This is a genomic window from Corallococcus sp. AB018, assembly GCF_003986945.1.
In the GTDB taxonomy this organism is placed as follows: domain Bacteria; phylum Myxococcota; class Myxococcia; order Myxococcales; family Myxococcaceae; genus Corallococcus; species Corallococcus exiguus.
Map to the genome: position 1 here is coordinate 1 of NZ_RAWR01000247.1, position 15,089 is coordinate 15,089.

Below are 15,089 nucleotides of genomic sequence, written 5' to 3' on the forward strand. Positions count from 1 at the left end.
GTCGGGCTTCGGGGCGGCCTTGGGCGCCGCGGCCGGGGGGGCCGACGGGGCCTGGGCGTGCGCGGCGGCGGTCAGGAGCAGGGCGGCGGCGAGGAGCGGTCGCATGGGCCTCGTTCTACCCGAATCCCGGGAAGCCCGGCAGCGCGCCGGGGGGACCCCCCGGGTCGTTCGCGACATTTTCTTGACGGGATCGCCGGCTGTGGGAGTTTGCCGGTGCTACAGGCGTGTTGCGAACGGAGGACGAAGTCACCATGAGTGCGGCGGTCGCGAGCTGGCAGACACTGGAGAACGTCACGGTGGAGTGCACCCACTGCGGCGTGATGATGACACTCCAGCCCGGAACCCGGGTGAAGTACTACCGGTGTGGTTCGTGCCACCGCTGGGTGTCCAGCACCTACAGCGAGGTCTTCCGCGCGGACGCGAAGATGCGCACGCACCCGGTGAAGGACACCGCGGACGCGGACGCGCGCTTCGTGGAGGTGAAGGACCGGCTGGACAAGTGGCTCTCCGCCGTCCAGGAGCAGTGCCCGTACCAGACGCTGGGCGTGTCGCCGTTGGATACGCCGGACGTGATTCGCGCGCGCTTCCACGCGCTGGCCCTGGAGCGGCACCCGGACCGGGGCGGCTCCGCGGAGCAGATGCGCGAGGTCAATGACGCCTACGAGCGCATCCTCAAGCACCGTCAGCGCAAGCGGCTGGAGGCCATGGCGTCCGGCACGTCCACGCGCGCCACGCCCGCGTCCGTCCTGCCCGCGCGCAACAGGTAGAGCCAGAAGAGCACTCCCAGCGACAGGCCCAGCCCCACCTTGGCCCAGGTGGGGAACAGGTGGCCCGGGGAGATGAAGCCCTCCACGAAGCCGATACCGGCGAGGAAGGGCGCGCAGCCCACCACCAGCTTCACGGCTTCACGCCCGCGCGCCTGGAGCGCCTGCGCGCGCGGCAGCTCGCCGGGGTCGATGAGCGCCTGGCCCACCATCAGCCCCGCGCCGCCCGCGATGACGATGATGGACAGCTCCACGGGCCCGTGCGCGGCGATGAAGTCCAGGAAGCCCGTCATCATGCCCTCGCGGAAGCACAGCGCTCCCACCGCGCCAATGAGCACGCCGTTGTTCACGAGCGTGAAGATGGGCCCCACGCCCAGCAGGATGCCGGACGCGAACGCGAACAGCGTGACGGTGAGGTTGTTGGTCGCGATGCCGGAGGCCACGGCATTGGGCGGCGCCACGGACAACAAATCATCCGTCCACATGCGCCCCTGCGCCACGTAGCGCCGCACGCCCTCCGGCACCAGCAGCTCCGCGCCGCGCGGCTCCAGCGTCACCACCAGCGCGCCCAGCAGCAGTCCCAGCACCAGCAGGCCCGCGCTCACGCCCACGAAGCGCGCCTCGCGGCGCAGGGTGGCGGGGAAGTCCCGCCGGAAGAAGTCGCGCGTGGAGGCCCAGCGCTCGCGCGGCGGCTGGTAGATGGCGCCATATGCCTGCGCGCACAGCTGGTTGAGGAACCGGTGCGCGTCCGTGCCCGGATAGAACGTCTGCGCCTGCGCCAGGTCCGCGGCCGCGCGCCGGTACAGCGTGTCCAGCGTGCGCAGCTCCGCCAGGCTCAAGCGGCCCGCGCGCTGGCGCGTCAGCAGGGACTGGAGCGCGTCCCAGTCCGGCCGGCGCCGCGTGACGAACGTGGGCAGGGGCGCGGCCATGTCAGTGGACCGCCTTCGCGCGCGTGCGCAGGAAGGCCTCCGTGGCCTCCGGCGACTGGAGCACCCGCGTGCGCTCCTCGTCCGTCAGGGATGCGCCCACGCGGTCCACCAGCCTGGTGCCCAGCCGCCGCCGCACGTCCGGCTCCAGGGCGGGCGCGCGCGCAAGGAACGCCAGCACCAGCTCCACGTCCTCCGCGTTCAGGGGGCGCTGCACGCCCGCGTCAGCGGCCGGAGCGTCCACCGCGGGCGCCTGCGTGTACTTGTCCAGGTCGATGGCCTCCTCACGCACCAGCACGGTGCCGGCGAGCATGTCTCCCAACCGGCGGTGGCGTGAGTCCAGCAGCATGGTGATGCAACCGGTGGCGTAGAGCACCGGCAGGAAGTCCACCACGCGACACAGGTTTCTCACCGCGCTCTCGAAGAAGCCCACCGGTGAGCCATCCTCGCGCACCACCCGGATGTGCATCACGCGCTTGCCGGGTGTCTGTCCATGGAAGAAGACCTCCGCCAGCGTCCAGTACATCCATTGCGTGGCGAAGAGGCCCACCGCGAGCAGTGTTTGCGTGAGCCCCGACAGCGCCTGGAACGCCCCCAGCACGTCGGACACCAGCAGGGTGATGACGAAGTAGAGCGCCACCCAGAAGAAGAACAGCAGGCTCGCGTCCACCAGCCACGCGAGACAGCGGTAGCCGATGCCGGCCACGGGCAGGGACAGGGCCACCCGCTCGGGCGTGGCGACGTCGACATGGGGTGCGGGGGCGGAGGGAGTCATGCGCGTGGGACGCACAGCATACGCCCTTGGCATCCAGGACGCGCCATCCGCGCGCATGCGGGCGTCCCTGCCCGGGCATTGGACGAAACACCGAGTAAAACATCCGAATGTGGACGCGGAACGTGTGTCCCTGAGGCGACAGCGATCACGACCTGACGGACGAGGCCCTGGATTTCCATGCGTTCCGTGCGCAATTGACAGTCCTGCGCGGGTCCGTTCGCATGAGGCCTTGGATGATGTTAGGGTCTCGGTTGGCTGGATTTGCTTGAAACGAAAAAGGAGGTTTGGCCCGAACGGGCCAGTTCGGCAGTCGCAGGCGCAGTCCGCAGGGCAGCAGTGACAGGACCCCCGGATGGAGTTGAAGCGCGGTTCTCGCACGCTCAGCACAGGCGGAAGTTCCGCCGCGGTTCCACCGACTCCGGGGCAGGTTGAAGTCGACAGGTAGCATTGAAAGCAATTCGCCACGACGGCTGGGGGGCCATCGCATGGCAGCGAATCAATCGGCAGTTCGTATTTCGATTCTCGAAGGACCGTGGGCGGCCTGGCAGGGCCTGTCCGATGGGCTTCGGGGTGAGGGTCATTCCACTTCGGTGACGCGCGACGTGCGCGGCTTCCTGGACGGGCTCGGCACGGATCCACCTCAGGTGGCCATCCTCGACGTGGAGAGCGACGGCGAAGCCGCCATCGGATGCTCCGTGACGGAGGGGCTCAACCTCCTGCGAGAGGCCCGCAAGCGCCGGCTGGAAGTGCGCATGCTGCTCTTGTCCGCGGTGAGCACGCCGGAGGTCATCTCCCAGTGCTTCGACGAAGGGGCCTCCGGGTATCTCTTCCGCGCGGGGCTGGGCGTGAACGCGGTGTCCTCCGCGGTGCAGTCGCTGGTGCGGGGCGAGCGCCTCTTCCCGGTGCAACTGCTGCGCAACGACTTCGAGCATCCGCCGGTGACCTCACCCACGGCGAGCGTCTTGTTGCTGCTCACGCAGCGCGAGCGCGAGGTGCTGCAGTACGTGGCGGGCGGGGCGGACAACCTGAAGATCGCCGCGCACCTTCAAATCGCCGAGCGCACCGTGAAGTCACACGTCACGCAGCTCTACCGCAAGCTGGGCGCGGAGAACCGCACCCAGCTTGCCCTGCGCGCCTGCCACCTGGGCGTCAGGCCTCCGCCGGACCTCTAACGGGGCCGGCTCACCCTCCCCGTTGAAGCGGGGAGGGCGCGGTGGAAAGCGCACGCGGCCTTCAGTTCTTGTTGCGGGCCGCGTCCTCTTCCATCTTCTTGCGGAGGCTCAGGGGACGCATGTCCGTCCAGACCTCCTTGATGTACTCCAGGCACTCGGCCTTCAGGCCCTGCTTGCCGGCGTCCTTCCAGCCCAGCGCGTTCTCACGGTCCGCGGGCCAGATGGAGTACTGCTCTTCGTGGTTGACGACGACCTTGTAAACGGTCGTGTCTTCGCGCTCGTCGCTCATGGGGTGTGACTCCTGGAAGCTGGGGACCCCCTTTCGTCGCACACCCGGGGAAAAGCGGTCAAGGTAGGCGGTTGCGACAAATCCCGGTCCTTCCTGGGAGGGCGGATCCGCGCCCGGCCGCCCGCCGGGGCTGCACCCACAACACGCGTCCGTGACACGAGCGACGTGGGGCGCGGATACTCGGCCGCATGCGCATCTGGAAGAACGCCGTGTCGGGGCTCGTGCTCCTCGTGGGGGGCGTCTGGGCCTCGCTGGCCCTGGCCCTGACGGGGACGGGGACGGAGGGACCGCACGTGGCCCGGGGCCTCGTCGCGGTGGCCCTGGTGGCCCTGGCGGTGGCGGCCTGGCGGCGGCGTTCGCGGCGCTGGAGCGTGGCGGTGATGCTGTTGGGTTGTCTGTCCGTGTACGGGTGGGTGCGGACGTTCCAGCCCTCCAACTCGCGGGATTGGGCGCCGGACCTGGTGCGGGCGCCGTGGGCGGAGGCGGCCGGGACGCAGGTGACGCTGCACGACGTGCGCGACTTCCGCTACCGCAGCACCACGGACTGGGACCCCGCCTGGTACACGGCCACCTACGACACGGCAGCGCTCACGGACGCGTCGTTCATCGTGGAGCCGTTCTCCGGCTTCTACGGCGCCGCGCACACGATGGTGAGCTTCGGCTTCCAGGATGGCCGCCACGTGGTGTTCTCCGTGGAGGTGCGGCGCGAGCAGGGCGAGACCTTCTCCGCGCTGGGCGGCCTGTTCCGCCGTTTTGAAATCACCTACGTCGTGGGCGACGAGCGGGACCTGGTGCAGCTGCGCTCCAACTTCCGCCATGACGACGTTTATGTGTATCCGGTGAACGCGTCGAAGGAGCGCATCACCGCGTTCTTCATGGACATGGTGCAGCGGATGAACGGGCTGCACACGCAGCCGGAGTTCTACGACACGCTCACCAGCAACTGCACCACCAACCTGGTGCGCCACTTCGAGAAGGTGGCCACGAAGAACGTGCCGTATGACCACCGCACGCTGATGCCGGCATTCTCGGATGCGCTCGCGTACGAGCTGGGCATCATCGACACGGACGCGCCGCTGGAGCAGGTCCGCCAGCGCTACCACATCAACGCGCGAGCGCTGGCCGCGCAGGGGCGGGACGACTTCTCCGCCCGCATCCGCGCGCCGCTGGAGACCGCTGCCGCGCCCGCGCCGTGATCAGGTCCCCGTCGCGGCCCGGGGCTCCTCGGGCATGCGGTCGCGCTTCAGGTGCTTGTCGTAGTGAGCCTCCAGCGCGGTGAAGTAGCCACGCTCCTCCCACAGTTCCTGGAGGAGTTGGTCGGTGAGCGACCTCACCTCCGCGTTCTCGGTCTTCGGGTCGGGCACGCGGGGGCCGCGCTTCGGATCCAGGAAGACGCGCGTGGCCTCGGCCAGCAGCACCCGGCTGCCGCGGAAGATGCGGCGCAGCGCCTGGTTGACGGGCCGGGCGTCCATCTCCGAGCAGGCTGCGATGATGGCGGCCTGCACCTCGCTGGGCGCATCTGTCTGGAGTGAGGCCGCGTCCAGGTCGCCTCGCTCCAGCGCGTGGTGCAGCAGGTATCCGTGGTGGAGGCATGCGCTCGTCAGGTCGACGCAGTCCTTCACCCAGAGGACGAAGAAGACCTTGCGGAACACCTTGCGCACGGGGAAGAGCGCCACGGCCTTGAGATGGGACACCAGCCGTCCGCCCAGACTGCGCGCGTCGTATGAGCCGGCGAGCACCGCCACGGCCTTGTCTGGCGCCTTCAGGCCCCGCTCCTTGAGTTGGTCTCGCACGGACTGCTCGCGCACCTGACGCAGGGCGTAGTCGTCCAGGAAGGGCACGGGGATGAGCGGGGTGAGCCCGGCTGCCACGGCGTGGAAGGCCACGCGGGCGAGCGAGGGCGGCACGGCGTTCGGCGGAGGAGCGTGGGGGGTTTCAGCCATGGCGTGTTTCATAACCGCTTCCGTCCGGGCTGCCTTCCGCCGATAGAGTGGGATTGTCAGGAACCCGGCGCGAGGCGCGGGACAGGGAAAGGCGTTGCACCGCATGAAGGCGAAGGCGAAGCAGGAGCTCCCCGTCGTGCCCTTCGCGTCCGAGAAGGCGTGGGAGAAGTGGCTGGAGAAGAACCACGTCGACGCGCCGGGCGTCTGGGTGAAGCTCGCCAAGTTCGAGTCCGGTATCCCGTCCGTGACGTATGCGCAGGCGCTGGAGGTGGCGCTCTGCTACGGCTGGATTGATGGGCAGAAGGGCGCGTTCGACGCGGAGTACTGGCTCCAGCGCTTCACGCCGCGCAAGCCGCGCAGCAAGTGGTCGAAGATCAACTGCGGCAAGGTGGAGGCCCTGGTCGCCTCCGGGCGCATGAAGCCCGCGGGCCTGCGCGAGGTGGAGTCCGCGCGCGCGGATGGCCGCTGGGAGGCGGCGTACGCGGGGCAGAGGACCATGGAGGTGCCGGAGGACCTGACGCTCGCGCTGGAGAAGAACCCGAAGGCGAAGGCGGTCTTCGCCACGCTCAAGAGCGCCAACCGCTACGCCATCCTCTTCCGGCTCCATGACGCGAAGAAGCCGGAGACGCGGACTCGGCGGCTGGAGAAGTTCGTCGCGATGCTGGAGGCCGGGGAGACGCTCCACGGCTGACGCAGCGACGACCTGCTACGGCAGGATGCGCTCTGCCCGTGATGAGGTGCGCGCGGACCTGGAGGACGCCGCGCGGCGGGGGCTCGTGCCCTCTTGCCCGTCCCCCTAGCGTGAAGGCGGGCTCACCCCTGGATTGCATCCTTCACTTCGCCACCTCACCTTCCAACGATTGGAATTGAACTGGAGCGGAGGTGACCGTGTTGCAGGAAGCCAGGACAACGCCTTTGCAGAACGTGGGGCGTGGGGTGCTGGGCTCGTTCATGGTCGGCGCCGGCACAGGCCATCTCTCCTTCGCGCGAGGGCCCTTCCAGGCGCAGGTGCCGGACTGGGTTCCCATGGACAAGGACCTCGTCGTCCTGCTCTCCGGCGTGGTCGAAATCGGCCTCGGGCTGTCCCTGCTCTTCGACAAGCGCCACCGGATTCCCCTGGGGCTGGGACTGGCGGCCTTCTTCGCGGCGGTCTTCCCCGGCAACCTGCATCAGTACGACAAGCGCCTCTCCGCGTTCGGCCTGGATACGGACCGGAAGCGCCTGGTCCGGCTGTTCTTCCAGCCCGTGCTGATGGCCTGGGCGCTGTGGTCCACCGGTGCCCGAAAGGCATTGCGGTAGAACCCAGCGCTTCATCATGTCTGGGATTGCGCGGGACGGCGGACTACTTCGTTTCGCCCATGACTTCGATGGTGTGCTTGAGCCGCTCCAGGCCCAGGCGCACCAGGGCGCCGCGCAGGTCGGGCTGGCCCAGGAAGGCCTTCTTGAACACGTCGCGCTCCAGCTTGAGCAGCGTGCAGGGCGTCACGGTGCGCACGGTGGCGGTGGCCAGCCGGCTGCGCAGCAGGGAGATCTCCCCGAACAGGGCGCCTTCCTCCAGCTTGGGATAGGCGGACTGGCGGCCGTCGCTGTGCGTGTGGAAGACCTCGCACTGGCCCCGGAGGAGGACGTAGAGCGCGTCACCCGGCTGGCCCCGGGTGAGCAGCGTCTCTCCCGCGGGGACGGTGCAGGGGACGAAGGCATCTCCCAACTCATGCTGCACTTCAGGTGGCAGGGCGGCGATGAGCGGGTTGCTGCGCAGCGCGTCCGCGAGCAGGCGCTCCCGGGCCGCGACCTGCATCTGTTCCCCCTTCACGCCGTAATCCTTGCCCAGCTCCCGGACGCCAGCCTGGGTGAGCTCCAGCAGCACGGCGTCCTCCACCGTCACGATGGTGGCGGTCCGCTGCGTGCCGGTGAGCAGCGCCAGCTCCCCGAAGAACTCGCCGGCCCCCATGCGGCCGACCTCCGTGTTGCCGCCGTGGTCGCCGCCGCGAAGCACCGCGACGCGGCCCTCCAGCACCACGAACATCGAGTGTCCCGGGTCGCCCTCGCGCACCACCACCTGGCCCGCTGGCAGGTAGCGTGTGCAGACGGGCGGCGGCGCGGGAGCGCCTTCCGTCTCCGCCGCGGCGCTGGTCGCCGCCGAAGGTGCCGCGGCGGCTGCGGGCGTCTGTCCGGCTTCCGGGGCCGGGGCGGACGGGTGGGCGGACAGCAGGGCCTGCAGGCGCGCGAACAGGGACATGGTTCGCAAATGCTACCGGCCCGCCCGGGCGGAAACTGTGAAGCGCTTCACAGGCAGCGCGGAGGCGGCCTGAAAGAGAGCCAGGCGGGCAGGAGGCGTCATTGAGCAGGGATTGACGGGCGTTCGCCACGTCTGGGTTCATCCCACCTGACGCGGCGGGACGGGCGCCAGGGATGGCGTGGGCGGACCGGGACGCCCTACAGTCCCGGGCTCATGGGAGACACGCTGGACGTCGTGGTGGACCTGGGGGATGTGGGCGAGACGGCCGCGGATGCCGTGCTGCTGAAGTACGCGCAGGGCTTCCACGGGGCGGACGGCGCGGTGGCGCGCCGGCTGGAGGGGGCGGGCGTGGCCATGGATGCCTTCGACCTGCTCCCCGGGGACCACCGCTTCATCGAGTCGCGCCGGAGCCTGGGCGCCCCGTGGGTGCTCTTCCTGGGCACGGTGCGGCTGCGGCAGTTCGGCTACCACGAGATCCGCCAGTTCTCCGTGCGCGCGCTCCAGCTGCTGGAGCCCCGGCAAGAGGTGCGTCACCTCGCGTGCACGGTGCACGGCCCCAACTACGGCCTGGACGAGGACGAGGCCGTGCTGGCCCTGGTGGGCGGCTTCGTGGACGCGTTCCAGCGCGGCAGTGGTCCCCGCGACCTGGAGCGCATCACGGTGGTGGAGCTGAACCCCAAGCGCGTGGAGCGGCTGCGCAAGGCGATGGCGCTGGGGCTGGGGCTCACGCCGGGCGTGGAGCCGCTGATGGGGGCCACGGGCTTCCGCGTGCGGCGGACGTCCCGCTTCGTCCAGGCACCGCCCATGGCGTCCGCGGGCGCGAACTCCCACGAGAAGCCCCATGCCTTCGTGGCGATGCCCTTCGCACAGGAGCTGGAGGACACCTACCACTACGGCATCCTGAACCCCGTGAAGGCGGCGGGGCTCCTGTGCGAGCGGGTGGACCAGGCCGTCTTCGACGGGCCCATCATCCAGCGCATCCGGGACCGCATCGACACCGCGAAGGTCGTCATCGCGGACCTGTCATTGGCGAATCCCAATGTCTATCTGGAGGTGGGCTATGCCTGGGGGCGCGGCAAGCCCACCCTGCTGCTGGTGCGCGACGTGAAGGAATTGCGCTTCGACGTGTCCAGCTACCGGTGCCTTGTCTACCGGAACATCCGGCACCTGGAGGAGCTGCTGACGCAGGAACTGAGGCGCATCTCCTAAGCGTGTGGCGGGGTCAGTACGGGGCGCAGACGATGCCCTCGCAGTCACCCGCGCCGTTGTCCCGCGCGACGTTGCCGCCCCCGTCGAAGGCGGTAGGCGCGTGGATGCCCCAGCCCGTGTTGCCCAGGGCCACGTTGCCAATCACCGTGGGCGTGCTGGCCGGCAGGACGCGGAGGCCGTCACCGCCGTTCCGTAGGAACCGGTTGGCACGGACGATGCCGGTCTGTGGGCTGCCGACAATGGGAGTGTCTTCCAAAGTCAGCCCGCCCGCATTGTCCCAGAAGGTGTTGCCCTGGACGTAGACCTGGAATGAGCCGGCTGTAAGCCCATTGTCATTGCCCACGATCCAATTGTTGATCATGTCGAGCTGGACCACATTCCAGATGGGCGTCGCCGTGGGGGCGAACGACGCGTTGTCCGCGATGAGCGTGTCCTCGAAACGGAACACATTGCAGATATCGCGGCCCCCGATAGGCACGGTCGTGCTGGCCACGGCCTCGTTCCGCGCGAAGCTGCTCGACCGGACGCGGACATTGCCGGCGAAGCAGTAGATGCCGATCTCGTTCCCCGTGAAGGTCGAATCGAGGACGTCGGCATCATGGGTATCCAGGTAGATTCCGAGGTAGTTGTTCTCGAAGTGGCTCGACCTCACGTCGAACGTACCGACGGACGCGTCGATCTCGCTTCCCAACCCGACGTCATTGCCGATGAAGCGCGAATTCGTGATGAGGAAGTAGCTGGTAGAGAAGTAGTTGTAGATGGCGGTGCCGTTGTCGGCGAACGTGAGCTCGTGCAGCCGCAGGTAGGTGCCTTCGTCGGTCTGGATGCCTCTTGCGAATCCGCGAATCGTGCCGTTGCGCACCATGCTGTTGCTGGTGACCACGATGCCCAGGGTGTCTTGCTGGACCGGACTCGAGCGGCGCACGGTGTGGCCACCCAGATCGAGGACGACGCCGTCACCTTCGATGCGGAGCGCGGGCTCGTCCGTGCCCGGGCAGGAGAGGTCATGCGTGAGCTTCGTGTGCTGGGTGATGACGTCGCCACAGTGGACCTCGCATCCGACAGGCTTCGCTTGCTGGAACCGGGCGTCGAGCGACTCCCTGTCCGCCGCGAGCACCGGGGGCGTTCCCAGGAACAGTCCCGCGATGGCCATTGTGACGAAGAAGCCCCCAGCCTTGTGCATGCCGCCTCCCGGCCGGAGGTCCTTCCGGCGATCGGAAAAGGCTAGACATGGTGCCGTTATCGGCTTCCCGCCTGTGAGGAGCAGCGCACCCGCCGGAAGGTGACAGTCTGGATGCACTGCGGGTCGGGACCGTCAGGCGCCAGGACTGTCTGTCACCAGCCGCGCGCCGCGACCTCCCACGTGGCCACGTGCGTGTCACCCCGCACGACGTGCAGCCGCGCATGCTGCGGGACGGAAACACAGACATGGTTGGGCACCACGCGCACCCGTTCGCCAATGCGTGGGCGCCACGTCGTGCCGGACACGTCCAGCAGGCCGTGCTCCTCCGACAGGTTCTTCACCACGACCTCCGGCCGGTCCAGCAGGACGCCATAGCCCGGCGCCAGCCCTTCCTCCTTCACCAGCGCCTTGGCCCCCGCGTCGATGACCACCTGTCCCGGCACGGCCGTGCTCACCACGGTGGCCAGGACGGAGTAGGCGCACTCCGTCCAATCACACGCACCGATGACGGCTGCGTTGCGGTCGTTGAGTACGTTGAGGCCGGGACGGATCTCCGTGAGGCCCTTCACGGTATGGGATTGCCAGAGCGTCGGCGTGGAGCCGCCGCTGACCACCTCCGGCGGCAGACCCGCGCTCTTCAGTGGGTCCACGAACGTCGCGACCGCATCCGACTGGGACTGCATCACTGCGGGCAGCTCCGCCTGAGGGACGCGGATGTGGCCCGCGTAGAAGGTCAGCCCGCGAAAGGCCACTCCAGACGTGGACGCCGCAGCGTGCGCCAGGGCCAAGGCCTCGTCTGGCGAGCGCAGCCCCACGCGGCGCATGCCCAGGTCTACCTCCACGAGCACGCCCACGGTGCGCCCCGCATCCCGCGCCGCGCGCGCCAGCCCCTCCAGCACCTCAAGGGAGTCGAGCGCCACGGTGAGCCGCACGCGCGACGGCAGGGCCATCAGCCGCGCCAGCTTGTGCGCGCCCACCGGCGGATACGCGAGCAGCACGTCGTCGGAAACGGACGCCATGACCTCGGCTTCCAGGAGGGTGGCCACCGTGACGCCAGAGGCTCCCGCCGCGACCTGCATCGCGCCCAGCTCCGCCGTCTTGTGCGTCTTCGTATGGGGTCGCCAGCGCAGGCCATGCTCGCGGGCATAGGCCGCGACGCGCTGGAGGTTCCGCTCCACGCGGTCCAGGTCCACGAGCGGCGCGGGCGTGTCGAGCGAGTCGAGGAAGGTCGAGGACATGCGGCGCATGCTGGCACCGCGCTCCTCGACCCGTCATCCGAATCCCTGGACTTGCGTTCGCGAGGCTACGCCACCGGGTCGAAGCTCACCGTGGGCCGCTGCCAGCTCCAGCCGCCGCCCTTCAGCGCCTCCGTCGCCTGCGCATCCAGCACGCGCAGCGCCGCGAGCACCTCCGCGGGGGGCCGGGGGGCTCCGGGCGCGCTCTCCACCTCGAAGCGCGGCGGAATGGTGCTGGCGTCCTGGCCGCCCATCACCACGCGGATGCGGCAGTTCTGCGGGGACAGCTCCGTCTCCCCGGACCAGGACACGTCCTGGACGACGAGGTCCACCGCGCCCAGCACCTTCTGCCCCTTCAGCCGCGTCACCACCGCGTCCAGCGAGCCCTTCGCGCGCGCGTTCCGCTTCTTTCCAAGCCGGGTCAGCGTCCACCACGCGAGGCCGCCCGCGACCACGGGCGAGAGGATGAAGTAGGGGATGAGCGGGCTCATGGGGCGGGAGGCTGCCACGAAACCCAAAAGAAGAAACGCCCGTCTTCCGAGCCGCAAGGACTCGGAGGACGGGCGCAGGTAGAAGCCCGGCTACTGCGGCGCGGGCGCGGCGACCTTCTTCGTCGCGTTGGGCTTGTACGTCATGCCCAGCTCGTTGAAGACGAAGGAGTAGACGTCCACCTCCTCCTCGATGCGCGAGGACAGCGGCGTGCCCATGCCGTGGCCCGTCTCCGCGTCGGCGCGCAGCAGGATGGGCTTGGGGGACGCCGTGGCCGCCTGCATCCGGGCCACCATCTTGCGCGAGTGGAACGGATCCACGCGCGGGTCATTGGCGCCAGAGGTGAAGAGCACCGACGGGTACTTCGTCCCGTCCTTCACGCGGTGCACCGGCGAATAGCCATACAGCGCCTTGAACTGCTCCGGGTCCTTCACCGAGCCGTACTCGGTCACGTTGAACTGGCCGTTGGGCGTCAGCTCCGTGCGCAGCATGTCGTAGATGCCCACGCGCGCCACCACCGCGCCGTACTGCTCCGGGTGCTGCGTCAGCGCCGCGCCCATCAGCAGGCCGCCGTTGCTGCCGCCCTGGATGGCCAGCTTCTTCGGCTGCGTGTACTTCTGGTCCACCAGCAGCTTCGCGCACGCGTAGAAGTCGTCGAACACGTTCTGCTTGTTCGTGAGCGAGCCGGCCTTGTGCCACTCCTCACCGAACTCCGAGCCGCCGCGCAGGTTCGCCACCGCGAACACGCCGCCCTGCTCCAGCCACATGCCCGTCAGCGGGCTGTAGCCCGGGTTGATGGACACGTTGAAGCCGCCGTAGCCGGTGAGCCACGTGGGGTTGTTCCCGTTCAGCTTCGTGCCCTTCTTCTTCAGAATGGAGAGCGGCACCTTCGTGCCGTCCTTGGACGTGGCCTCCGTGCGCACCACCTCCACGTCGCTCATGTCGATGGGCGCCGTGCGCGCCATCGCCGTCTTCGTCACCTTGCCGTCCGCCGCCGTGAAGCGGAACCACGCGGCCGGCTGGGTGAAGCTGCCGTTGACGATGAGCAGGTCGTCCGCGCCCTGGCGCACCAGGCCGCCCACGAACGACACCGGCAGCGTGGGCACCAGCCCCAGCGCCTTGCCCGTCAGGTCCACCATGCGCAGCTGCGACGGACCGCCCAGCTGCTCCAGCAGGTACAGGCGGCCCTTCGTGGGCACCACGGCCTGCACCGTCGCATGGCCCTCGGGGACGACCACGGTCGCCTTGTCCAGCGTGGGCGTGGCCAGGGGCAGGCGCAGCACCTTGCCCTTCGACGCGTCCTTGCGGCTGAGCAGGTACGCCGCGCCGTCGCTGCCGAAGCGCGCCGACACCACCTTGTCCGCATACTTCGCCACCTGCGTCCACGTGCCCTTGGGGCCGTGCAGGTACAGGTCGAACTCGCCGCCGTCGCCGTTGGCCACGCGCGCGAAGGTGTACTGACCGTCGTCGCTGGACTCCAGGTCCGTCATCGCGATGCGCGGGAAGTCCTTGCCCAGCGCGTACGTGTCCTTCTCCGTGGGCGTGCCCAGCGTGTGGAAGTACACCTGCTGGTACACCTCGCGGTCCACGGGCGGGCGCTCCTCGCCGCGCGGGTAGCGCGTGTAGAAGAAGCCCGTGCCCTGCGCGTTCCACGCGAGGCTGCCGCCCGCCGTGCCGCCGTTGACGCGCGGAACCAGCTCGTTGGCCATCGCCTTCGCCGTGGCCACGTCCCACACGGACACGTCACCGCTCTCCGTGCCGCCCTTGGACATGGAGACGGCGACCTTCTTGCCGTCGTGCGACAGCTGGAACCAGTCGATGGTCGTCTTGCCGGACGTGTCCACCTGCGTGGGGTCCACCAGCACGCGCTCCTTCGACGTGTCGTCCAGCGAGCCCACCACGATGAGCGTGGGCTGCTGCTTGGGCGGCTGGAACTTCAGCCCCAGCAGCGTGCCGCCCTGTTCGTCCAGGGCGCCGTAGGAGGGCGACTTCCAGGACAAAAGCTCCGTGATGCGCTGGCGCAAGGGCTCGCGGCCCGGGAGCTTGTCCAGGTACGCGCGCGTGAACGCGTTCTGCGCGTCCGTCCACTGCTGCACCTTCGGCTCCGTGGCGGACTCCATCCACTGGTAGGGGTCCGCAACGGCGGTGCCGTGGTAGGTCGTCTCCACGGGCTGCTTCTCCGCGGCGGCGGGCTTCGCGGGAGCCTTCCCCGCGGCTCCGGACACGAGCGGCAACAGCAGCGCTGCGGTCGTGACTGCGATTCTGGACTTCATGGTTCACCTCGCATGCGGGTGTTTCCCTGCGGGACGCTCATCGCAGGGGCAGCTCCACCAGGGCGGTGGAGAAGGTGTCGAAGGTCTCGTTGGCGTTGGGCTTGGTGCCCTCGTCCATGTTGCCGAGCATCAGCGCGAAGACGACGCGCGGGTGCTCCGTGTCGTTCGGCCGCTCCGCCACGCCCACGAAGCACTTCTGACCCGTGAGCGTGCCCGTCTTCGCGCGGATGCGGCCCGCGGTGGACTGCGTCGTCTTGCGGCCCGCCAGCGTCCCGTCCACGCCCAGCACCGGCAGACTGTCCACCAGCGCGGCGCCATACGGCTCCTGGAGGCTGGTGAGCAGCACGCGCGCCATGCCCCGGGGCGACGCCAGGTTGTAGCGGGACAGGCCGCTGCCATCCACGGGACGCAGGTCCTTGGTGGGCACGCCCCGGCGCGCCAGCTCCGCCACCAGGGCCGTGCGCAGCGCGACGTAGCCCTCCTGGCCGGTGCGCTCGCGAGCGAAGCGCATGCCCAGCCGCTCCGCGTACAGGTTGAGGCTCTCCTTGTTCGTCACGCGCACCAGCTCCGACAGGGGCGGGCTGATCAACTC

Annotated in this window: 16 protein-coding genes; 6 read left to right on the plus strand and 10 right to left on the minus strand. The window is 69.2% G+C overall.

Going from position 1 to position 15,089, the window contains the following annotated elements:
* Nucleotides 1-251 precede the first annotated feature (251 nt).
* Nucleotides 252-767 (plus strand): J domain-containing protein, encoded by a 516-nt coding sequence (locus D7Y11_RS36420; protein ID WP_120580206.1) that lies wholly within the window; start codon nt 252-254, stop codon nt 765-767.
* Here the strand turns inward: D7Y11_RS36420 and D7Y11_RS36425 are convergent.
* Both D7Y11_RS36425 and D7Y11_RS36430 read right to left on the minus strand, forming a co-directional pair.
* Complete coding sequence (locus D7Y11_RS36425) at nt 683-1,693, minus strand: stage II sporulation protein M (protein ID WP_121755574.1); 1,011 nt, start codon at nt 1,691-1,693, stop codon at nt 683-685. The genes D7Y11_RS36420 and D7Y11_RS36425 overlap by 85 nt on opposite strands.
* Nucleotide 1,694: 1 nt before the next feature.
* Nucleotides 1,695-2,465, minus strand: coding sequence for an RDD family protein (locus D7Y11_RS36430; RefSeq protein WP_172809817.1), 771 nt, complete (start codon nt 2,463-2,465; stop codon nt 1,695-1,697).
* Between the two features lie 485 nt (nt 2,466-2,950).
* Between D7Y11_RS36430 and D7Y11_RS36435 the strand changes: the two genes are divergently transcribed.
* On the plus strand, nt 2,951-3,637 hold the full coding sequence (locus D7Y11_RS36435; protein ID WP_043321786.1) for a response regulator transcription factor: 687 nt from the start codon (nt 2,951-2,953) through the stop codon (nt 3,635-3,637).
* 61 nt (nt 3,638-3,698) lie between these two features.
* Here the strand turns inward: D7Y11_RS36435 and D7Y11_RS36440 are convergent, their stop codons facing one another.
* Entirely contained in the window at nt 3,699-3,926 is a 228-nt protein-coding gene (locus tag D7Y11_RS36440; RefSeq protein WP_014397734.1) for an MbtH family protein, read from the minus strand.
* Between the two features lie 188 nt (nt 3,927-4,114).
* Between D7Y11_RS36440 and D7Y11_RS36445 the strand changes: the two genes are divergently transcribed.
* A complete protein-coding gene (locus D7Y11_RS36445; protein ID WP_120580204.1) occupies nt 4,115-5,122 on the plus strand; it encodes a DUF4105 domain-containing protein in 1,008 nt (335 codons plus the stop codon).
* On the opposite strand, the gene D7Y11_RS36450 is transcribed toward D7Y11_RS36445, so the two are convergent.
* The gene (locus D7Y11_RS36450) at nt 5,123-5,869 is read right to left on the minus strand and encodes a hypothetical protein (protein ID WP_233597374.1); all 747 of its coding nucleotides are present in this window, start codon (nt 5,867-5,869) and stop codon (nt 5,123-5,125) included.
* 103 nt (nt 5,870-5,972) lie between these two features.
* On the opposite strand from D7Y11_RS36450, the gene D7Y11_RS36455 reads away from it, so the two are divergent.
* Complete coding sequence (locus D7Y11_RS36455; RefSeq protein ID WP_120580202.1) at nt 5,973-6,560, plus strand: YdeI family protein; 588 nt, start codon at nt 5,973-5,975, stop codon at nt 6,558-6,560.
* 233 nt (nt 6,561-6,793) lie between these two features.
* Nucleotides 6,794-7,168: a hypothetical protein gene (locus D7Y11_RS36460; RefSeq protein ID WP_233597375.1), complete on the plus strand. Its 375-nt coding sequence runs from the start codon at nt 6,794-6,796 to the stop codon at nt 7,166-7,168.
* A gap of 43 nt (nt 7,169-7,211) precedes the next feature.
* Here the strand turns inward: D7Y11_RS36460 and D7Y11_RS36465 are convergent, their stop codons facing one another.
* Nucleotides 7,212-8,108, minus strand: coding sequence for a cyclic nucleotide-binding domain-containing protein (locus D7Y11_RS36465; RefSeq protein WP_120580201.1), 897 nt, complete (start codon nt 8,106-8,108; stop codon nt 7,212-7,214).
* A 213-nt stretch (nt 8,109-8,321) separates the two neighbouring features.
* Between D7Y11_RS36465 and D7Y11_RS36470 the strand changes: the two genes are divergently transcribed.
* Nucleotides 8,322-9,317: a hypothetical protein gene (locus tag D7Y11_RS36470; protein WP_120580200.1), complete on the plus strand. Its 996-nt coding sequence runs from the start codon at nt 8,322-8,324 to the stop codon at nt 9,315-9,317.
* A gap of 13 nt (nt 9,318-9,330) precedes the next feature.
* On the opposite strand, the gene D7Y11_RS36475 is transcribed toward D7Y11_RS36470, so the two are convergent.
* From D7Y11_RS36475 to D7Y11_RS36495, 5 genes are all read right to left on the minus strand, one after another.
* Entirely contained in the window at nt 9,331-10,500 is a 1,170-nt protein-coding gene (locus D7Y11_RS36475; RefSeq protein WP_126935974.1) for a right-handed parallel beta-helix repeat-containing protein, read from the minus strand.
* A 152-nt stretch (nt 10,501-10,652) separates the two neighbouring features.
* The gene (locus D7Y11_RS36480) at nt 10,653-11,747 is read right to left on the minus strand and encodes an alanine racemase (protein ID WP_199753884.1); all 1,095 of its coding nucleotides are present in this window, start codon (nt 11,745-11,747) and stop codon (nt 10,653-10,655) included.
* 56 nt (nt 11,748-11,803) lie between these two features.
* Nucleotides 11,804-12,226, minus strand: coding sequence for a hypothetical protein (locus D7Y11_RS36485; protein WP_120580198.1), 423 nt, complete (start codon nt 12,224-12,226; stop codon nt 11,804-11,806).
* A 90-nt stretch (nt 12,227-12,316) separates the two neighbouring features.
* Nucleotides 12,317-14,497: a prolyl oligopeptidase family protein gene (locus D7Y11_RS36490; protein ID WP_126935975.1), complete on the minus strand. Its 2,181-nt coding sequence runs from the start codon at nt 14,495-14,497 to the stop codon at nt 12,317-12,319.
* A 37-nt stretch (nt 14,498-14,534) separates the two neighbouring features.
* The coding region (locus D7Y11_RS36495) for a D-alanyl-D-alanine carboxypeptidase (RefSeq protein WP_199753886.1) at nt 14,535-15,089 on the minus strand (555 nt) is incomplete at its 5' end.

Bases quoted from the DNA above. Each gene is read 5' to 3' on its own strand.
- D7Y11_RS36485 (WP_120580198.1), bottom strand. From the start codon at position 12,226: ATGAGCCCGCTCATCCCCTACTTCATCCTCTCGCCCGTGGTCGCGGGC.
- D7Y11_RS36435 (WP_043321786.1), top strand. From the start codon at position 2,951: ATGGCAGCGAATCAATCGGCAGTTCGTATTTCGATTCTCGAAGGACCG.
- D7Y11_RS36450 (WP_233597374.1), bottom strand. From the start codon at position 5,869: ATGGCTGAAACCCCCCACGCTCCTCCGCCGAACGCCGTGCCGCCCTCG.
- D7Y11_RS36425 (WP_121755574.1), bottom strand. From the start codon at position 1,693: ATGGCCGCGCCCCTGCCCACGTTCGTCACGCGGCGCCGGCCGGACTGG.
- D7Y11_RS36430 (WP_172809817.1), bottom strand. From the start codon at position 2,465: ATGACTCCCTCCGCCCCCGCACCCCATGTCGACGTCGCCACGCCCGAG.
- D7Y11_RS36445 (WP_120580204.1), top strand. From the start codon at position 4,115: ATGCGCATCTGGAAGAACGCCGTGTCGGGGCTCGTGCTCCTCGTGGGG.
- D7Y11_RS36455 (WP_120580202.1), top strand. From the start codon at position 5,973: ATGAAGGCGAAGGCGAAGCAGGAGCTCCCCGTCGTGCCCTTCGCGTCC.
- D7Y11_RS36420 (WP_120580206.1), top strand. From the start codon at position 252: ATGAGTGCGGCGGTCGCGAGCTGGCAGACACTGGAGAACGTCACGGTG.
- D7Y11_RS36490 (WP_126935975.1), bottom strand. From the start codon at position 14,497: ATGAAGTCCAGAATCGCAGTCACGACCGCAGCGCTGCTGTTGCCGCTC.
- D7Y11_RS36440 (WP_014397734.1), bottom strand. From the start codon at position 3,926: ATGAGCGACGAGCGCGAAGACACGACCGTTTACAAGGTCGTCGTCAAC.
- D7Y11_RS36470 (WP_120580200.1), top strand. From the start codon at position 8,322: ATGGGAGACACGCTGGACGTCGTGGTGGACCTGGGGGATGTGGGCGAG.
- D7Y11_RS36465 (WP_120580201.1), bottom strand. From the start codon at position 8,108: ATGTCCCTGTTCGCGCGCCTGCAGGCCCTGCTGTCCGCCCACCCGTCC.
- D7Y11_RS36475 (WP_126935974.1), bottom strand. From the start codon at position 10,500: ATGCACAAGGCTGGGGGCTTCTTCGTCACAATGGCCATCGCGGGACTG.
- D7Y11_RS36480 (WP_199753884.1), bottom strand. From the start codon at position 11,747: ATGCGCCGCATGTCCTCGACCTTCCTCGACTCGCTCGACACGCCCGCG.